The organism is Croceicoccus ponticola (assembly GCF_004004515.1).
Lineage (GTDB): Bacteria > Pseudomonadota > Alphaproteobacteria > Sphingomonadales > Sphingomonadaceae > Croceicoccus > Croceicoccus ponticola.
This window is the reverse complement of the sequence record NZ_RXOL01000001.1, coordinates 333,156-351,255: the sequence shown is the minus strand read 5'-3', so window position 1 is coordinate 351,255 and position 18,100 is coordinate 333,156. Positions and strand designations below refer to the sequence as shown.

The window sequence follows — 18,100 nt, the reverse complement described above, 5'->3', positions numbered from 1 at the left end:
GAGTGAAAGAGGTCTGAATAGTCCTGACATCATCTTGCTGTTCTGGAGGAAGCCTGCGAGATCAGACGCAGTGTTGACGGTCATTTTCGGTGGGGACCATGGCGAAATCAAAATGGGTTGAAAGGCGTACAGGACGGAAGCACGACCTAACGCTCAGGCGGTCATTCCTCTTCTATGTGCCCAAGAAGACAGCCTATGGCTTTATCACAATAGGATTTGCACTCGCGGTTCTGACCGACATTTGGGCCCCTTCGAGCGTCTGGATGGGACCGCTCTACCTCTTTTTGGTGGCTTTTGCAGCTTGGACTATCAGCGGCTTGCTTGCCGTTGGGCTCGGCACACTCGCGATTGCATTCACTTGGGCAACGAGTGGAATGAGCTTATACCCTTACGGACCCGAGTTCGCATTTGCCAACGTAGCCATTCGCTTCCTTTGCGTTCTCATGATAATTGCGTTTCTTGTGATCGCACGCCGCTCAAGTGAGCGAGAGTGGAAGCTGGCGAGGCTCGATCTATTGACGGGCGGGCTTAACCGGCCAGCCTTCTTCGAAACGATTGAAGCCTCCAATTATGAACACGACTGGTGCGCCTTGGCCTATGCCGATCTCGATGGGTTGAAACGCGTCAATGATGAGCAGGGGCATGAGGCAGGTGACAATGGCATCAAGGCCTTTGCCGAAACTGTTGGCAAGGCAATTCGCAAAGGTGATATCTTCGCCCGACTTGGCGGAGACGAGTTTGTTGTCTTTATGAAGGTCGACGGTCCGGAAAACGGTCAAATGATTGCCGACAGGCTCAATGAAGAGACGAATGCTGGGAACCCCTTGGGCAGAGGCGCTCTTCCCTGCAGTTGGGGTGTTCTGTTGCTTCCGCCCGGTCCACGGCGGATCGACCTAGAATTGAAAGCAGCTGATGCCCTCATGTACCGGGCAAAGAAGTCACAGGCTGGATTGGCTAAAGGCATCTATAACGTTTACGATGGGCAAATTACTATGCCCGCGTCTGGCTACGGACAAAACCACGAAGCTATCATACGCTCAAGTGTGCGTTCGCCAATTTAGTGGACGTTAGACTTAAGGAGCAGATCAATATCCGCAACCTTTCTGTTTCCGAACTCTTGCTGAATGTTACAAAGTGTAGGCAACATTGCTATCCCAACATTCAGAGCTGACTGCCGAACACCCCTTTTAGCTGGTCAACTTTACGCTGAGGCCGTTGTTGGTAAGATCGACATCCAGCGCATTGAAGCCGCACGATTTGGCCGCTTCAACCAGCATCACAAACCGTGTCAGGTCTTCAACTGGTAGTTTTGTGCAGTCGTCGATCCCGGAGGGAAGCGAAAGATCAAGGGGCGCTGAACTGCTACTGTTCTCGGCGGCCTGAGCAGTGTTGGTTTCTTGGTGTCGCCACGTGTCCTGACGACCTGATGAAAAGGGTGATCCATCCGACATTTTCAACTCCTTGTGTCTTGGTATCTGGCTAAGCGAAACCATTTCGCTTACTCGTTGTAAGGCGTGATAATCTGTTCGATAGATTGGCGTAGAAAACTGAATTCCCGCTGCGCCGCCTTTTGTCAGCCACCGCACCCTGCCTTCGATAAACTCGAATTCCTCGAATGAGAGGGTGATTTGCTCTCCTCGCAGGAGCGCTGTCGGTGCATTCTCGATGCGACATCCGGTTTCACTCAAATCGACAATCACAACTTCGGGTGACAAACCATTGCCGAATTTGCACGAGGCCGAGAGCCTGATCGGAACCCTTATGCGCTCACGCTTTGACATAGATAATTCCGTCAGTTGATCGTCTCGGAATATGCTTAATGGGTTAACCAACTGCTAAGTGGCACGCCCTGAAATGGTTTCGATCGCATTAACCCTCGCTGCTAACTCCGCGTAGTGATGTGTAGGCTAAAGCTCGCAATCGGCAGTTTCGAAAATGCGAGGAATGGCAGATGCAATTTGCAGGCGAAGATCCTGAACGTTTAACCGAACTGCGTAATGATGAGCGTCAGCGAACGGTCTATCGGCCAGCTCTGATCGAGACAGAGGGGTTCGCTGGCTTTTGCATGGTCAGAAACCTCTCGAAACAAGGGATGAAGGCCGACGCGTATGCCGAATTCGCCATTGGACAGCGCGTCGTAGTCGAACTCTCTCAAGTCACGCGTGTCGACGGAGAAATCATCTGGTCGGATGGCTCAGATGTCGGTGTCAGGTTTGATAATGAGGTTGATGTCGTGGCTGCCCTGACTGGTAGCGAAGGCATCCCGGGCAACACCGCTCGTGGCCGCCCGCCACGACTGAGCATCAATTGCGCTGCAAGCATTGTTACAGCACAGGGCGAATTCTCGACACAGGTCAGTGACGTTTCGCAACGCGGTTTGAAGCTGACCGTTTCTGGCGTGCGCGGCGGCGATGAACTGACCATTCGTCTGCCCCATCATTCGGTGAAGAAGGCTATAGTGCGTTGGACACAGGATGGCACGGCAGGCCTGAACTTCGTCGCCCCCATGAAATATAGCGAACTGGCCGAATGGGCGATCCGCGTTCAGAATGACCAAAAAGGCGGGCATCCTCAATCTCTGGAACATGAGAAACATGAACGCCATGCGGGCGCCGGCAGAGGTCGGCGCACCATCGCACCGGCCTGAGCCAGTCATAATATTCATATCAATTTCATTTCTGTCTGGATGTGCCATGCTCACAAGTCGTCGATTGAAAGAACGCAAGCACGAACGCATCTCCTCTGATTATGGCGTAGATTGTCGTAGTGCGGGAAGAACCTTCAAAGCAGTGCTCTCCGACGTTTCGATAGGTGGATGCATGATCGAAATGCCGTCACAAAGGCTATCGATGACCGATCGCATCTGCCTCAAAGTGGATAACGGCATCCGCATGTCCGGGATTGTTGTCTGGCATGACGGAAGGTACGCTGGCATCCGGTTTGACGATTTTCTGCATGAGGCCGTCGTCAATTTCCTTGGCTACAGTACCAAGAACCTGCTGCCCGAACGAGGCGGCCCACTGGATCGATTTGGCAGGCCTCTTCCGCGTCTGCGCCAAAGCTATCGACCCGCCTCATTTGTGTGCTGAAACGGAATTCAACCGCGTGATCGGCAGCCCACGGCCTGAAAGATTTGTTAACCGTTTTCGCTTACGCTTATTTGTAACCAAAGGCCCTGCTTTGGTTTTTACGCAATGGGCTTCTGGTCCTTTTGCCGAGCATGCTGGATGATAGTGCCCTTTCGCCATCATGCTCGGCAAACGGTTACCGGGCTTGAACCTTTGATGGTGGCCCGTCTTATGCAGCAGTTGGGGAAAGCGAATGCCATCATTAGAAATCAGACGGCATTCTCGGGAGGCTATCAAAGTCAAAGGGAATTTCCGACGCGGCGTAGGCATTGCGTTGCCAATCGATATTACGGACCTCACACCCCAAGGCTGCTGTCTTAACACAATACCCAGAGACCTAAGACGAGGCGGATACGTCTCCCTGCGAATTGCGGGCTTTGGCCCGATTGAGGGTAACGTAAAATGGTTGCACCTCGGCCAACGGGCAGGGATCGAATTCTATAGCCCTATCCATCAGGCAGTATTCGAGCACATCGTTGCTAGGCACCGGGCAGAGGGTGCAAAGCCTGACCGACCATCTGAGCATCTTGTAAACCTACGCAACGAGTTGGATGAACTTCGCAACTGAAGAGCGCAGATACCCAAAACCCAGTCACTCCAATCAAGCATTACAACGCATTTCAAAAACTAGCTGGGCAATTTGTAGGAGCATCGCCGATCTGCTCTACAAATCAACTCCACTGTTCAAATCTGGGATGAATATCAACCGGATGGACGCCTCCAGGTGGCGGAGGGGGAGCCTCGAAATTGCCCATAACCATCTAATTCAAATGCAAATTTCCGACTTCTACAGCGCTCTTTGTAGCCACATTCTGTAGCATTGAGCAAGTTGCTACAGAATTTTCGCGGTCAATTTCTCGCAATGAAAGCTAACGCAGCGGCGCCAATTCCATGCGACAAGTGAAGCACTCCGCTGTGTTGGTTGGTTGCTCCTGAGAATGTTCCTTGACGTGAAATTGACCTCAACGGGCTCTCTCTTCCACAACGGCGTAAAAATGCCGTATGCTTACTCCTTCCCGTCCTCTGCTAAGGGGGCAGCATGTTTGAAACTTTCACCAAGCACGAGCGCTCCATCGCGCCTAACATGCTCGCAAGCGTCGCGATAAACATCTTGATTTTCGTTCTGGCCGCAGCCGGGACCTATCTCGCGCAGAGCCTAGATCGCCCGATCACAGCGGTCCTGATCTTTCTCATGGGTGTGATCGCCATTGGCGCACGGTCTGGCGTCTATTCCGGCGTTGTCGCCGCTTTGACCGCCTCATTCGTCTACAATTTCTTTTTGAGCGAACCCGTCTTCATGTTCGGCGTCTCGACGGCGGACGAGATCGTCCCATTGATTGCATTCAACGTGAGCGCGATCGCAGCGGGTGCCTTGGCCGGACGGCTGGCAGATAGTGCCAAGGCGGCGCGAGCAGCGGAAAGACGAAGCCGTTTTCTGCTTCAAGTCAGTGGCGAGTTGCAACAGGCCATCAGCGCCAGCGATGTAGCGGAGATCACGCGGCGATTGCTTCCGCTGGAAAGACTTGTGGACCTAGAAATCTATATCCACCGTGATGGCTCGTTACTGAGATCGGGCAAGGAAGGTCATCTGCCCGATACCCTAACCGCCCTATTGGCTGATGATACCTCCGGGGAAACCACATCGCCGTTTCAGGCCCATGTTCTGAACGCTTCCAACGGCGAGCATGGGATCGTCAAATTCTTCGTGGCGCCCAAGCAACGAGGCGACAGCGACTTGCCTGACCTTCAGGCTCTAGCCAATCTCCTCGCCTTGGCGGTTGATCGCTGCCTGCTGCTGGAAAAAGCTGCGGAAGCCGCAGCTATGCAGCGTTCCGAAGAATTGAAGACGGCCATCCTGTCGTCGGTTTCGCACGACTTGCGTACGCCCCTGACTGCCATAGAGGCGGCTGCCACCAGCTTGCGCTTGTTCCGAAGTACGCTCTCAGACGCACAAAAGGACACGATGCTCGACACAATCAGCGAACAGTGTAGCCGGTTGAACAGATATACTGCGAACCTGCTCGACATGGGCCGCATTCAGTCGGGAATATCTGAAACGCTCCTTCGCGAAGTTGACGTTGTTGAAATCCTTGGGGTCGTCCTGAGTTCGGCCCGACAACTCTTCCCAGATAGTGCCATCACAAAGGATCTGATGACCCCGTCTACTATCGTCAGGGCGAACCCGGCCATGCTCGAACAGGTCATCTTCAACGTGCTCGAAAACGCGCTTCTGCATGGAGCAAGCGATGAACCGGTCCTTGTGCGGATCAGTGAGAATGCCGAAGCTGCCGTTCTTGAAATCACGGATAGCGGTCCCGGCATCCCGCCAGCCGACATGGCGCACATCTTTGAGCGCTTTTACCGAGCCGGGGACAGATTTCATCGGCACGGAAGTGGCCTAGGTCTCTATATCGCCAAGGGCTTCGTCGATGCTTTCGGCGGCTCGATCTCGGCGCGCAGTTTAACCGAAACTGGGAGTGGCACCCGGATCACGATCGCGCTCCCGCTCGTTGCTAGTGCTGCTGAACCCGAGCAGGACACACCATGAAAATTTTGATTGTCGATGATGAACCAGCAATCATAGGAGCGCTGACACCGGTCCTGTCAGCGCAAGGACACGACGTTTCGCCGGTAGAAACTCTGCATCAAGCCCTCGCTGCTGCAAAAAATTCCGAGTTCGACCTCGTGCTGCTCGATCTTGGCCTGCCCGATGGTGACGGGATAGAGATCATCGCAAAACTGCGGGAATTGACCGGCGCCAACATTATCGTGCTGTCAGCACGCCATCTTGAGCAGGACAAGATCAGGGCTCTCGATGAAGGCGCCGATGATTACGTCAATAAACCATTCGGAATAGGCGAACTCCTCGCCCGGTTGCGGGTTGCCCAGCGCAGGCGAGAAGTTGCCGATGGCAGTCTCAATGACGAGTTCGTTTCTGACCAGCTTTACGTGCATTTCAGGCGGCACGAGGTCAGGCTGCTGGGCGATGAGGTGAAGCTTTCCCCTAAAGAGTTCGCATTGCTTGAAGTGCTTTGCCGAAACGCCGGTCAGGTTGCGACCCAGCGCAAGCTTCTGATTGCAGGCTGGAACGATCCCCATGCAGATGGCCAGTATCTCAGGAGCTATATCGCCCTGCTCCGTCAGAAGCTCGAATATGATCCGTCCGAACCTGAGTTGATACTGACGGAGCCGGGTGTGGGATACCGGCTTTCAGTATAGCACAATCCTGCTCGGTAGTTACGCCAGCTAGAAAAAGGTCGACAGAACGTTGTCGGGGGACACGTTCCGTCGACCCAGGCAGTGGCGGCCTCCGCTAAAGTGACGGGCTTCTTACGTAGGCCCACCACAATTGTACTCGATCGAAAGCGATCGTGTTTCTACGGGATTTTTACATCCTTTTGGCGTGTAAAAAACGCATGGTAACGCTGTCATCCCAGACCTCGTAAAAATGACGACACGTCCAGTCGCAAGCTCGCTGACTGCCGTGAAGCAGGAGGTTGTGTTGAGACCGATTTTCAAGTTCGCTGTGGTTTCGGTCCTTGGGGTCGCGTTGGTCGGCTGTTCGAAGAAGCCACCGGAAGCACTGCCGCCCAGCCCGGATGCGACGCCATACGAAGCGTCGGCTGACACTGGCCCGGCACCCGGTTCGCAGGCCGACTTCCTCGCCCAGATGCAGGGTCGCGACACCATCTTTTTCGAAACGGACAGGTACAACATCGATAGCATCGACATGACAGCGCTTCAGCAGCAGGCCGCTTGGCTCAGACGCTATCCGTACAAGACGGCGCGGATCGAAGGCCACTGCGACGAACGCGGAACCCGGGAATACAACCTCGCGCTTGGCGAAAAGCGTGCCAACGCAGCCAAGAACTACCTCGTTTCGCTCGGCCTCGATGCAGGACGCTTGTCAATCGTCAGCTACGGCAAAGAACGCCCGGTCGCGCTCGGCTCGGATGAAGCTTCATGGGAACGCAATCGCCGGGCCGTCACCATCACGATCGACTGAACGTTAATGGCATGCACACCCGGCAACGGAGGCCGATATGAACAAACAGTTCTGGAGCGAAGGTAGGGCGGCCTCATCGGCTGAATACGCGCTAATCCTTGCCGTTGTCGGAGTTGGTCTGGGTGCCGCAACCTTGTCTCTTGGTGCGAACATCCGCGCCTCAATCAATTCTGCGGCGACCGATGTTTACGTTGGAGCGAATGCGCCTGCACAGGGCGATGCGAATGGCTACAGTGCGGGTACAGGCACTACAGCACAGACCGCTTCGAATGCGAACGCGAGTACTGGGACGGGAACGTCCAGCGGAACGACCACACCCGTATCGGGCCAGCCCACCAATCCCGGTTGTGCAAAAGGAAACGGCAAGAAGGGCTGCTAGTGTCTCTGCGCAAGCAGAGACACTGCTCTTCAGCCACCCCTTCATCGGCCATGCTCGATCCAATCGGCACTTATGATCTGAGTTTCCCGGTCGCGCATCGCAGCAATCGGTCAACCCGTTTCAAATATGTCATTTCCTTGCTGATTGCGATCGCGTGGACGACACTCAGTATTCAACTCGCCCAACCTTGGATGAAAGATCTGGGCGCAATCACGCATCCGTTATTCGCATTCTGGGCAATCTCTTTCATCGCATTCGTACCCGGCTTCATGAACGCGTTTCTTGTAGCTTCCTTGCTGATGGATCGTCGCCCTGCACGTATGGCGTTTCCGCACTATCCCGGCGTTACACTCATCGTTGCAGCGTACAACGAAGAGAACGCAATCCGGGCGACCTTGGACAGTATCGTCAAGCAAAACTATTCCGGAGCAATCGAGGCGCTGGTCGTCAACGATGGCTCGACAGATGCTACCGCCGAACGTGTAAGGATTGGCATCCTCGAAAACGGTCTACCGCCGAACATCTCCATTCGTCTGCTTGATTTCGCAGAAAACCGGGGCAAAGCGGCTGCGCTCAACTCTGGCCTTGCCGAAGCAAAGCACGATCTGATCTGCACAATTGACGGAGACAGTCGACTTCGTCGCGACAGCATCAGACAGATTGTCGAACGGTTCTTGTCCGACCCTCCCGGCACCATGGCCGTGGCTGGTGCCGTTCTCGTGCGCAACAGCCGCGAAACCTTGATGGCAGGCGCTCAGGAATGGGACTATTTCCATGGGATCGCGGCCGTCAAACGCATGCAGAGCATGTACGATGGAACGCTGGTCGCTCAGGGTGCGTTTTCCCTCTATCGTCGGGATGCATTGAACGCGGTGGGTGGCTGGCCCGAAACCGTTGGTGAGGACATTGTTCTCACTTGGGCGATGCTCAAGAAGGGATACCGCATCGGCTATGCCGAAGATGCTATTCTTTGGACCGATGCACCTCCAACATTCAAACAGTTTGCTCGGCAACGACAGCGCTGGTCACGCGGCTTGGTGGAGGCTCTAGAGCGTCATCAAGGCCTGCTGTTCAAACCCCGGCTCACGACGCTCTTTGTCTGGTGGAACATGTTGTTTCTCCCCCTCGATCTGACCTTCAGTCTTGTTTTCACGCCGGGGCTGATTTTGGCTGCATTCGGACATTACTGGATCGCTGGCCCGATGACGCTCGCCATTCTGCCGCTGGCAGGCCTCTGGAACATTGTCATTTTTCGAATTCAGAACAGGATGTTCAAGGATGAAGGTCTCAAAGTCAGGCGGAACCGCAGAGGCCTTCTTTTCTACGTCCTCGTTTATGCGCTCGTGATGCAACCCATCTGCGTCTGGGGATACATTTGCGAACTCACACGCCAGCGCAAGCATTGGGGCACGAAATGATGCGCTCTCGCCTATTCGGTCAGGTTATCGCTGCGGCTGGAGTGTCCCTTTTGGGTGGCAATCAGACCGCTCATGCCGAGGATGCAGAGGGACCTGCGACAATGAACTTGCGGCCCGCTGCCGGAGTTGAGGTCTGGGCTAGCACTGACACGGAAGGCAACGACGTTCTGAAGGTGCTCGGTCGAGCGCTCTGGAACTTCGAGGGAAAAGAGAAGTACGCTGGTCTTGCCATAGAGCACGCGTGGTTCAGCCCATCGAATGGGGACAACAGAGAGGAAGATCGGGTCTATCTCGACGTTGCTGATCGGCTCGGTACGGACTGGCGCTGGGAAGCGCGGCTCGGCACCAACGGTGATACCTTGCTTGGCAACGCCGAATTGCGACGGGCCGATTGGTCGCGCACATTCTTCCTCGAACGTGACATCGTCGAGACAAATCAAGGTTTGACACAGAAAATCTACTACACTTTTGCGGGTGCCAGCATGGACATCCCCATCGACCCGGCAAATACTTTGGCAGTGACCGCAGGTGTTCAGGCATTTTCCGGAAAAAATGAACGGCTACACCTGCGAGGGCACTTTTCGCACGTCATAAAGGCAGAAGCTGGCATCAGCACTCGGCTCGACGTGAGATATTACCATTCGACCGAGCCCGGCGAATTCGACTATTTCTCGCCAAGGGACTTCATCCGGCTATTGCCACTGGTTCAGGTTCGCCGGTTCGATAACGCAGGCTGGATGTATCTCGCTGCCGGAGGAGTTGGTGCGCAGCATTCCACCGGCGGCAACTGGCAATCTGCCCGCTATGTTCAGCTACGTCTGGAAAGCCCTCAATCCTCGCAAAAGCTGGATGTGTTTTCGGAAATCGCCTATTCCAATGACAGTATCTCTGCAGGACCAAATTACGATTATCTGATGGGCCGGGCGGGTGTGACGTTTCGCTTTTAGAAAGCTCATCTGGACTTCCGTTGATGCGCATCTTCATAAGCAGGCACATTGGTGCAACGCGTTGCACGACATTTGAGTGCGCCGTTTGTAGCAGCCTCATCGACTTACTCGGCTAGGCCACTCCACCCCTCAAATCTCGGAGCAACATCAACCGAGTGATTGCCTCCTACCGAGCGGAGGGGGGACCTCGAAATCCTCCTGCCACACGTCGCACAGGCGCTTATAGAACAGCAGGCCGAAGATATATTGCTTGTAGTCCCCGGCATCTACGGTGCCGCGCAGGATGTCCGCCGCGCCCCACAGGTGCCGTTCAAGTTCGGATTGCGTCAGCTTTGCCATTGATCCCCCGAGAATAATTACCCATCGTTTACTCGGCTGGAGGCACACTGCAACCACGCTATCGAAAGTGTTCGGGGGCGAATGACTAGCAAGAGCGGCAAGGCGATTCCGCAGTCGACTGCGCGCTCGCCGGATCATGCCTCCGCCCCGTTGAAACATTGAGTTGGCGGCCACGCTGAAGCAGTTGCCCAACCTGCACACCAGTCCATTTTCCACCCCGCGCAGTCCGAACGCCTCTGGCGGTGAGTGCCGACGCGATGGCCCGGTGACTGTGAGTACCAAGACTTTGGATTTCCCGAATGATTGGGAGAACGTTCGCGGCAAAGCGGTCCGCCCCTGCCCTGTTGGCGGCGGCTCCTGCAATCTGAGCTTCACGAAGGTTCGTTCGATTGCCGAGGATAGCTCCTGCCGCCCGTTTTCTGGCAAGCGCGGCTCTGGTGCGTTCGGAAATAAGCGCCCGCTCCTTTTCGGCCAATGCCGCATAGAGGTGCAGAAGGAACGGGTCCGTATCTAATCCCAGTTCGGCCACTACGAACGCCACGCGCTGCGCCATCAGGCCCGAGATGAAGTGGACATCGCGGGACAGCCGGTCGAGTTTCGCAACGACGATCGGGCATTTGAGGCGCTGCGCAACATTCAGGGCTGCCGCAAGCTGGGGGCGACGGTCGAGGGCATCACTCCCCTTGCCGGTTTCGACGTCGGTGAACCATTCGGTAACCGGAAAGCTCTCCCGTTCCGCAAATCTTGCGATGGTTTCACGCTGGGCATCAAGGCCGAGACCAGACCTGCCTTGCTGCGCAGTGGACACCCGCAGATACCCGATACTGTCCGTAATTGGTGAAACGCGTTGCAAAATACTGCCTGTAATAACTCTTGATGAACGATTTTAGTATTATCACCTTATAAATCAAATCCTTCGTCAAGTAAAAATCTTTCTCTATATTTCATTCTGTTGCACCAGTTGCAAAATTTCGGTCTTGACGAATCATTGGCCTCTCTCAATCTTGGTGGCATGGTACTTCCTCCCTCCTCTCGCAGTCTTGCGCGCCGCCGCGAAATCAGCCGCCTCTCGCGCGAAGCGAAATCGTTGCAGGATGAGCTTGAGAGCCTTGCCGCGGCTGGCCGTCATGGCCGATTGTACCGCGAAGGCCTTGCCTATCTCAACCGGACCGACATGCGCGATTGGGCGGCAATCCGCACTCTTTCGGATGAAGCCGGTGATAGCGCGGTAAACCGTCTCTCGGCGCAGGCCGATCCTTTCACGGCCAAGAACGGTATCGTTCCGTTCGAATGGCAGGCGAAAAACTCGGGTCGGGGTTTTCGACCGATATGCTCACCGCCTCCCGCTCTCGCCGCATGTTCGTATTTGATCAAGGACGTTCTGGAGGCTCGGTTCCAGCCGGAGCGGCACATTTACGACATTAAGGGGCGTGGTCGCGATGCTGCGATCGGCGCCGTCAAAGAAGCACTGGAAGCAGGTTATAGCCACTGTTTCATTGGGGATGTGCGTGACTGCTATCAGTCCGTACGGATGGACAACCTATATAATCTGCTTCCCTTGCCGAGATTGGTGATTGGGCATTGTCTCGATTATCGCAATCTCACCTTCCGTGAAAAGGGAGTGCGCCATTCGTGTGTATACTCTCATGGATCGGTTGGTCGCAGGTGGAATGGACCCCAGGGATTGTTGCAAGGTTTGCCCTCGTCCAGCATCATTCTGGCCACGCTGTTTAACAGCTTGGCCGCGCAAATCGCCCCCCACGATTGCCACGCCGTCCTTTACGGGGATAACCTGTTTCTGGCGGCGCAGGATGGTCAGACGCTCTCGGCAATTATCGCCTTGTGCCGAGAATATTTCGAGGAACACCCTGCCGGTCCATTCGATCTGCGCAACCATCCCGGATGCGTAGAACCTGAAGACGGCTTCAATTTCCTCTCCTACTTCGTCGCTGCGCGCGGATCGCGCATCACGATCCATATGAGCCATCGGGCTTGGTCAGATATGGAAGATGCGATCGACATTGCTGTGCAAGAAGACATTGCAAGAGGTGATGGAAACCCTCGCAGTTCCGAACAGGTCATTCGCGACCACTTCTCCGGCTTCAGAGAAATCGACAACTGGTGTTTCGAAATGGAAGTGCGGGTCAGTGAGGCCGCGCACGAGATCGAGGACGCCTATTACGATCGCTTCATCAATTTCGATTTCATGCGAAAGATAGGGCTGCCCGCGTGACGTTGAGCATCCCGAAGCGTCTCAAGGAGGACATAGTGGTTAGGCGAGCATCGATCTTTGAGGTAGGAACCGCCAAGATCGTAGACGCCGCCATTCCGCCTACTAAATCCCACTGAACCGGGTTCAACTCGGAAGCGACAGGTCCTTTTGGGTAGTTCCTGAATGGGCTGGCGAAAGGTTCGCTTGCCGCAGCAGTGAATTGAAATAGGCACCGGCCTCAAACATCCGCATGTCGAAAATCTGGAAATATTTGATAACTCTCTCTGAACCGCTCGGCGGCCACCATATCGTCAAGATCAACTACCCCTTTCGGCTCCCTCCAGCTTAAAACCCGCCTCTCCGGCTCCTCTCGAGACTGCAAATTAAAGGCACCCAGACGGGGGTAGAAGCACATATAAGAGTATGGAAGGTGGTCGTGTACCCACCATGCCATTGCACGCCAATCTAGGCCCTCCTGGAGACGATCTACGAACCAAGGTATGACGATAGTCGCCGTGGCCCCCATGCGGCCCTGAGCGTCCCTAGCGTCCCAAATATGAGAAGCGCGATTGCGTTCATTGCTGGCGCATCCGAGCCGCAGCCGATGGCCCAGCGCATTCAGTTGTCGTGATCGATAGCCGGATCGGATGCAGACCTTGCCGAACGTGCAATGCAGCGGCTCCAATAGTTCGTTGCACAACCTTCGCCCTGCCGCGACGGCAAGATCGACATCATCCGGCTCGTTGCCGATACCAAACACCGCAGCGATCTCACTATGCAGAAAGTCCCGCAGGAAGAAGTTTTCCGACAACCGAATGCGGCCTATCTCTTCCAACTGCCTGACACGCTTACGATTATCGATCATATTTCCAGCCCTATGTTCTGGAAATATATTAGCAAATTCAGTATCCTATGTCACAATTAGTTCGCCAATCCGCGAGATATTTTTGTCGGCTTTTAGGCAACAATGCGCGCAGGCTAAATGTCCTGAATGTTGTGGGAAGCGGACAACGAGACGCTTCGCTACGCCAAGTGTTCAGCTTGCGTCCGGTTCGCGCGCATTAAGCGCAATCATTAATTTCAGCCCAGCGCCGTGATGTGCCAACAAATCACTCTCCGCGACGCCGTGTTCCGCAGCCTTCTCAGCGGATTGAACGCGGATGCTCTTCTCGAAGCCCTCGTTGGTTCGGACCATCACTGGCCCGAGCGTTAGCACCGCTCGGTCGAGGTCTAATTCCTGACCAGCCGCGTTCAGAACGAAGTTTCCGATTGGCCCCCGTATCTCGGCGGGAATTCGAAACGCGGCGATGCTCTCGCTTGGCCGGATGGGCTCCGCATGCTGCGTCACGGCGAAAACATCCACGTTCGGCTCGCCTACCACAGCCCCAATTACGAAGTAGGACAAGCTACCGAACAAGCTGCGCGAGTTGTCCCTGGACGCGACGATGTTGGGGATGCGGGCGTCCAAATGGTCCATCCGGTTGCGAAGAACGTAGGCTGGCTCAGTCGCCACCATGAAGGCGGCCACATCATCGCCGGTGAAAGCGAGGCTGCGGAGAAGCAGTCGCAAGCTGTAGATTTGATCGACCATTGACCATGCGTGCTGGAACATGCCGATGTCGAGATGGCCCGATCGCGTCGTCTCGCTTAGTGCCTGCTCCCATTTCGATCTGAGCGCCAGTTCGATCATCTGGATATAGGCCGAAGCCATAATCTCCGCGCACAACACCATCGCGTCCACACGGAACCGCTGTGTCTCCTCCACCGTGAACGGCAGCGCTCTGATGAAAGAACCGCTAGGTAGTGCAACTTGAGTCTTGGCGATGGTGGCCGGGTGTTCGGGCGGGAAGGGTAGCTGCATCCGCGAAGTGTAGAGATGTCGCGAAAAAATCCTACGGCTGAATGAGTTGAATTTTCAAGCCGCCCATGTCTGAAACGTCGTCGTTTGCCGATCGACAGCTTTCGCACACACAATTACGAAATCCGTCATCGCAGAGACAAAAGCAATCTCTCGCTGGCCAACAGCCTCAAAGCGGGTCAGGCTTACATCGTCCATCTCATCAGTCCAAAACACGCGGCCATCCTGTAGCGACGCTTTCTCATACTCGTGACCCTTGTGCGTGATGGTCTCTCGCTTACCCTCAGGCGGGGCAATGATGACCGTGCCGGGCTGCATAACGATGCAGCGATCGGGGTGGTCAATTGACATGTTGCCCCGCTCGACCGCTTCCTGCATTTCGAACCAATCCGATGCCACAGGACAACCGGCCAAGTAAGTATTGGTAATCCACCGCACCGACCTCGATCCAGTAGGCTGCTTCAAAGTTCGATTGTTCGCGGCACGAGCCGCTCCCTCCCTCAGTCGCCCTACCCTCTCATCTTTTTGCGCATTCTTGAGTTTACCAAAAGCTGGAGCATCGTAAGCATCTTGTAGTGCTTCCCCCTCGACTGTTCTGTTGGCAGTGACGGCTTGTTTTTCATCCTCGACATTCGCGAACTCACCCTGACCGATAGGTTCTGCCAATCGTTCTGCATCGGCTCCTCTGTCTGGAGGACCGGCACTGACGACCGCGACCCACACGAGGAGCATGAAGCCCGCCCACGAAAAGCCGATCACCCTTGCAAGCGTGCTATGGCCTTGCCGCAGCAGGAACCAGACGAAGATACCCGGCGCAAACAGGATGCCTATCACCAGTAGGCTGTTGACCTTGCGCTGAGGAAGTTTCTCGCGTGCCGCGCTCTGCATGTTGCCCCCATTTGCTCGGGGACATTCGCATCCGTCGCCCCGAATTCGTCCATGGGGCGACGGCCAAAGCCGGATGTTGGAAACCCGCTGAGACAACGAGCGCATGCGCCTTTGGGCCGAGGCCTTGGACATGCGCGCATGCCACCCGGCCTCCGAAATCGGTGACCGAGGTGTCTCAGAGGGGTTTCCACGCCCCACTCCCGACACAGTGCCGGGAGCAGGACCAGATTAGATGATGGGGCGCGGCGATCAACAACGATTGTTGCGGGCGCGAAAAATCACCCTCCGATCCGTGCAACGGGTTTCAAAATTTCGTCGGTGGGTTGCTGTGATAGCCCCCCGGAAAAGATGGGCTGGGATACTCCTTAGTTTGTCACGCGCGCGCGCGAGAAATCATTGGATTTTTTCGGGGTTTTTGCTGTCGGCAATGGCGCCGTTGTATGCGTCTTCGAGACGCGAAAAGTCGACGTCAAACGTCACCGCATCAACAAACGGCTTAAGCTGGTCCGCACTCAGCCCGGAACCATAACGTCGGCCTGTCTTACTGCTCCGCGCCCATCCGCAAATTTCATCCTTCTGCTCTTCGCTGGCCCCAGTCTCGTTCAGGGCATCCTTGAAGGTGTGCCGGAAAGAATGGAAGCACAGCATGGCCCTGCGATTAGCTGGTAGCGATGCCGAACCGAGCACCGTAGCGAAGCGTTTTGAAAAAGTGCTCGTGCGATAGCCATCCGGTCCGGCTGGCACATCGTCGAAGAGTAGGTCTACCCCCGCCTTTCGGCGGCTTTCCACCCACTCCAGAAAGCCAAGATCGATCAACTGCGGGTGTATGGGCACCTCGCGGCTGGCACTGCCAGTCTTAAGCTTCATGTCGCGGGTCAGAACGATGAAGTGCGTACCCTTAGCCGTCGTGCATATATGGTCCGGGTTAAGCTGGAGAATTTCCCCCATCCGCATGCCGGTGAAAAGGGCGAGCAAGGGTGCCCAATAACGACTGCGGCGGGTCAGGTTGGAACCGCGCTTGTTGAAACGGCGCTCGTCATCGACGCTGCCGGTGAACATGGGGATATCGAATATTCGTTGCAATTCCTCTGCATTGAACGGGTCTCGCTGCTCGTCCGCTGGTTTGCGAGTGGCCAACGGAGAAATTTTCTCCGCAACATTGTCCGTTATGAGCCGTTCCCGCCGCGCCCAGTCGAACAGGTCGGAGAGCGGTTTGAGATAATTGTTCTGCGTCTCCCATGCGAGGTACTGACCAGTTCGGTTGGCCTCCGCGATTTTGGCAAGGGATCGCTCCCCGCTCTTCTTGTTGAAATTGGGCGGGAGCTTGGCGAGAATGTCTCGAAAGGCATTGCAGTCGGCCCGTGTAATGGCCCCTAGGAGCGTTTTCCGCCCGAAGTGGGCCCCGACCTGCTTGAGGAAGGCTTTCTGCTTGATACGGGTCTTCTCGGACACCGGACGGAGCTCGAGAACCTCGGTCTGATAGCGGTCGATGCATTCGCCCAAGGTGGGGCCAGCATCCACCTGTGATGCCGTGCCCACGTTCGAGGCTCCGGCGTTGCGGAAGAAGCTATCCTCAATCCTGTCGCGGTAGTCGCCCTGCATCCGGGCCAGTTCCAGTGAACCCAGTTGCACGAGTGCGCGGCGAATGAGTTCGGCCAACAGCATAGCCGCCTTGCCTTCAAGAAGGGCATCATCCCCGGCTTGCTGTAGTACCTCAGCTTCTGCTTCGCCTACCAGACGGTGGGCATCGGGTTCGTTCCACGATTGCAGCGCGGAAATTTCCCACTGCAAATCTTCGGTAGCTGCCTCGCGTTCGTCGTCTGGATCAGCCGAACTCCGCTGCCGAAAGTCCAGTGCCGCCTTGCGACGCTGAAAGAACTTACGGGCCAGTGCAGCGACTTCCGCCTCGCTCAGGTGGTTCTTCGACGGCTGCGCGGTATCGTCCGGTTGCAGTTCGCGTTCGGCCTCTACGAAGGCCGCTGCCCAGTGCGCTGCCTCATTGAAGTGAAGCGCCTCGGCTTCCCGGCGATCTTTCGTTTTCAGGCTCTTCAGGATTTCGCGTCGCCCGAACTTCGGGATCAGTGCCGTGGGCACGACAATGCGCGAATAGTAGGTCCGGCCTCGCAGTTGCAGGCCTCTGGGTTTTGCCACCTGTTCCACTCCTGCACTGTAGCAGTTTTGTGTAGCAGGAGGAAAAGGAAACCGCCGTAATCCTTAGGTTTTAAGGAATATCTGGAGGTTAGATAGACGATGGTGGAGCCGAGGGGGATCGAACCCCTGACCTCTACAATGCCATTGTAGCGCTCTCCCAGCTGAGCTACGGCCCCGTTTTTCCATCGACATGGAGAATGCCCCTGGTAGGCATTCCGGCCCGAAACGATGTCGTCACCGCGTCGGGAGCCGGCTCTTTAGGGAGACGCCCTTGCGCTGGCAAGGGGGAAATTCGTCTTCCGTCAACCGGATCGAAAAACCTGCCGCGACGCGAAGGTCGGACAGGCGGATCCGAAAGGCAGGACCGACTCGCGGCCCCGCCCCTCGCATTGAAAATCAGGTATCTTCCTCGTCGTCGTCCTTCGCCTTGGCAACGCCAAGATCGTCGTCGCCGCCGAGATCGACATCGTTGTCGGGCGAATCTTCGTCGTCGTCGATGTCCAGATCGTCGTCGGCCAGATCGCTGTCGTCTTCCTTCACCTCTTCCTTTTGCTGTTCATAAGGAATCGGCTGCTTCGATTTCAGCACCGGTTCGGGCGTCCATTCGTTACCGCACTCGATGCAGGTGACCGGATCGTCCTTGCCGAGATCGTAGAAGCGGGTGCTGCACTTCGGGCAGGTGTGCTTGGCACCCCATTCAGGCTTGACCATGAAGTTCCTCGTTCGAAAGCCGCCCCGGTTCATGACGGGGCATGATTGCATGCTTAATCTGGT

The 18,100-nt window shown here is 55.7% G+C and carries 17 protein-coding genes and 1 tRNA gene; 9 read left to right on the top strand and 9 right to left on the bottom strand.

Going from position 1 to position 18,100, the window contains the following annotated elements:
• The first annotated feature begins 98 nt into the window (after positions 1-98).
• The gene (locus EKN06_RS01740; protein WP_127611148.1) at positions 99-1,061 is read left to right on the top strand and encodes a GGDEF domain-containing protein; all 963 of its coding nucleotides are present in this window, start codon (positions 99-101) and stop codon (positions 1,059-1,061) included.
• A gap of 126 nt (positions 1,062-1,187) precedes the next feature.
• Here EKN06_RS01740 and EKN06_RS01735 read toward each other — a convergent pair whose 3' ends face one another.
• On the bottom strand, positions 1,188-1,781 hold the full coding sequence (locus tag EKN06_RS01735) for a PilZ domain-containing protein (protein WP_127611147.1): 594 nt from the start codon (positions 1,779-1,781) through the stop codon (positions 1,188-1,190).
• Positions 1,782-1,951: 170 nt separating this feature from the next.
• Here EKN06_RS01735 and EKN06_RS01730 point away from each other — a divergent pair, with 170 nt between their 5' ends.
• The 7 genes from EKN06_RS01730 to EKN06_RS01695 all read left to right on the top strand — a co-directional run bounded on the left by EKN06_RS01730 (position 1,952) and on the right by EKN06_RS01695 (position 9,878).
• Entirely contained in the window at positions 1,952-2,647 is a 696-nt protein-coding gene (locus tag EKN06_RS01730; RefSeq protein ID WP_127611146.1) for a PilZ domain-containing protein, read from the top strand.
• Complete coding sequence (locus tag EKN06_RS01725; protein WP_127611145.1) at positions 2,550-3,089, top strand: PilZ domain-containing protein; 540 nt, start codon at positions 2,550-2,552, stop codon at positions 3,087-3,089. Before EKN06_RS01730 ends, EKN06_RS01725 begins: the two co-directional genes overlap by 98 nt.
• 1,078 nt (positions 3,090-4,167) lie before the next feature.
• Positions 4,168-5,676 (top strand): sensor histidine kinase, encoded by a 1,509-nt coding sequence (locus EKN06_RS01720; protein ID WP_127611144.1) that lies wholly within the window; start codon positions 4,168-4,170, stop codon positions 5,674-5,676.
• On the top strand, positions 5,673-6,347 hold the full coding sequence (locus tag EKN06_RS01715; protein ID WP_127611143.1) for a response regulator: 675 nt from the start codon (positions 5,673-5,675) through the stop codon (positions 6,345-6,347). Before EKN06_RS01720 ends, EKN06_RS01715 begins: the two co-directional genes overlap by 4 nt.
• 283 nt (positions 6,348-6,630) lie before the next feature.
• Positions 6,631-7,134 carry a peptidoglycan-associated lipoprotein Pal gene (gene pal / locus EKN06_RS01710; protein WP_240654556.1) on the top strand — a complete coding sequence of 168 codons (504 nt, stop codon included), beginning with the start codon at positions 6,631-6,633 and terminating at the stop codon, positions 7,132-7,134.
• Between the two features lie 429 nt (positions 7,135-7,563).
• Positions 7,564-8,931, top strand: a complete 1,368-nt coding sequence (locus EKN06_RS01700; RefSeq protein ID WP_127611141.1) for a glycosyltransferase family 2 protein — start codon at positions 7,564-7,566, stop codon at positions 8,929-8,931.
• Between the two features lie 101 nt (positions 8,932-9,032).
• Positions 9,033-9,878 carry a hypothetical protein gene (locus EKN06_RS01695; protein ID WP_127611140.1) on the top strand — a complete coding sequence of 282 codons (846 nt, stop codon included), beginning with the start codon at positions 9,033-9,035 and terminating at the stop codon, positions 9,876-9,878.
• Positions 9,879-10,025: 147 nt separating this feature from the next.
• Here the strand turns inward: EKN06_RS01695 and EKN06_RS01690 are convergent, their stop codons facing one another.
• Together EKN06_RS01690 and EKN06_RS01685 are read right to left on the bottom strand one after the other, a co-directional pair.
• Entirely contained in the window at positions 10,026-10,217 is a 192-nt protein-coding gene (locus tag EKN06_RS01690) for a type I restriction-modification system subunit M N-terminal domain-containing protein (RefSeq protein ID WP_205693791.1), read from the bottom strand.
• 85 nt (positions 10,218-10,302) lie between these two features.
• On the bottom strand, positions 10,303-11,070 hold the full coding sequence (locus EKN06_RS01685; protein WP_205693790.1) for a recombinase family protein: 768 nt from the start codon (positions 11,068-11,070) through the stop codon (positions 10,303-10,305).
• 159 nt (positions 11,071-11,229) lie between these two features.
• Between EKN06_RS01685 and EKN06_RS01680 the strand changes: the two genes are divergently transcribed.
• Positions 11,230-12,450, top strand: coding sequence for a reverse transcriptase domain-containing protein (locus tag EKN06_RS01680; protein WP_127611139.1), 1,221 nt, complete (start codon positions 11,230-11,232; stop codon positions 12,448-12,450).
• 217 nt (positions 12,451-12,667) lie between these two features.
• On the opposite strand, the gene EKN06_RS01675 is transcribed toward EKN06_RS01680, so the two are convergent.
• The 6 genes from EKN06_RS01675 to EKN06_RS01650 all read right to left on the bottom strand — a co-directional run bounded on the left by EKN06_RS01675 (position 12,668) and on the right by EKN06_RS01650 (position 18,037).
• Complete coding sequence (locus EKN06_RS01675) at positions 12,668-13,294, bottom strand: hypothetical protein (RefSeq protein ID WP_127611138.1); 627 nt, start codon at positions 13,292-13,294, stop codon at positions 12,668-12,670.
• A gap of 171 nt (positions 13,295-13,465) precedes the next feature.
• Entirely contained in the window at positions 13,466-14,290 is an 825-nt protein-coding gene (locus EKN06_RS01670; protein WP_127611137.1) for a hypothetical protein, read from the bottom strand.
• 54 nt (positions 14,291-14,344) lie between these two features.
• Positions 14,345-15,175 (bottom strand): hypothetical protein, encoded by an 831-nt coding sequence (locus tag EKN06_RS01665; protein ID WP_127611136.1) that lies wholly within the window; start codon positions 15,173-15,175, stop codon positions 14,345-14,347.
• A gap of 393 nt (positions 15,176-15,568) precedes the next feature.
• Complete coding sequence (locus EKN06_RS01660) at positions 15,569-17,326, bottom strand: site-specific integrase (protein WP_127611135.1); 1,758 nt, start codon at positions 17,324-17,326, stop codon at positions 15,569-15,571.
• Between the two features lie 100 nt (positions 17,327-17,426).
• A tRNA-Ala gene (locus EKN06_RS01655) sits at positions 17,427-17,502 on the bottom strand.
• Between the two features lie 220 nt (positions 17,503-17,722).
• Positions 17,723-18,037, bottom strand: a complete 315-nt coding sequence (locus EKN06_RS01650; RefSeq protein ID WP_127611134.1) for a TIGR02300 family protein — start codon at positions 18,035-18,037, stop codon at positions 17,723-17,725.
• Positions 18,038-18,100 lie beyond the last annotated feature (63 nt).

What these genes read in the sequence shown, in the direction of transcription:
- EKN06_RS01740 (WP_127611148.1), top strand. Translation starts at nt 99, where the DNA reads ATGGCGAAATCAAAATGGGTTGAAAGGCGTACAGGACGGAAGCACGAC.
- EKN06_RS01735 (WP_127611147.1), bottom strand. Translation starts at nt 1,781, where the DNA reads ATGTCAAAGCGTGAGCGCATAAGGGTTCCGATCAGGCTCTCGGCCTCG.
- EKN06_RS01730 (WP_127611146.1), top strand. Translation starts at nt 1,952, where the DNA reads ATGCAATTTGCAGGCGAAGATCCTGAACGTTTAACCGAACTGCGTAAT.
- EKN06_RS01725 (WP_127611145.1), top strand. Translation starts at nt 2,550, where the DNA reads ATGACCAAAAAGGCGGGCATCCTCAATCTCTGGAACATGAGAAACATG.
- EKN06_RS01720 (WP_127611144.1), top strand. Translation starts at nt 4,168, where the DNA reads ATGTTTGAAACTTTCACCAAGCACGAGCGCTCCATCGCGCCTAACATG.
- EKN06_RS01715 (WP_127611143.1), top strand. Translation starts at nt 5,673, where the DNA reads ATGAAAATTTTGATTGTCGATGATGAACCAGCAATCATAGGAGCGCTG.
- EKN06_RS01700 (WP_127611141.1), top strand. Translation starts at nt 7,564, where the DNA reads ATGCTCGATCCAATCGGCACTTATGATCTGAGTTTCCCGGTCGCGCAT.
- EKN06_RS01695 (WP_127611140.1), top strand. Translation starts at nt 9,033, where the DNA reads ATGAACTTGCGGCCCGCTGCCGGAGTTGAGGTCTGGGCTAGCACTGAC.
- EKN06_RS01690 (WP_205693791.1), bottom strand. Translation starts at nt 10,217, where the DNA reads ATGGCAAAGCTGACGCAATCCGAACTTGAACGGCACCTGTGGGGCGCG.
- EKN06_RS01680 (WP_127611139.1), top strand. Translation starts at nt 11,230, where the DNA reads ATGGTACTTCCTCCCTCCTCTCGCAGTCTTGCGCGCCGCCGCGAAATC.
- EKN06_RS01675 (WP_127611138.1), bottom strand. Translation starts at nt 13,294, where the DNA reads ATGATCGATAATCGTAAGCGTGTCAGGCAGTTGGAAGAGATAGGCCGC.
- EKN06_RS01670 (WP_127611137.1), bottom strand. Translation starts at nt 14,290, where the DNA reads ATGCAGCTACCCTTCCCGCCCGAACACCCGGCCACCATCGCCAAGACT.
- EKN06_RS01665 (WP_127611136.1), bottom strand. Translation starts at nt 15,175, where the DNA reads ATGCAGAGCGCGGCACGCGAGAAACTTCCTCAGCGCAAGGTCAACAGC.
- EKN06_RS01650 (WP_127611134.1), bottom strand. Translation starts at nt 18,037, where the DNA reads ATGGTCAAGCCTGAATGGGGTGCCAAGCACACCTGCCCGAAGTGCAGC.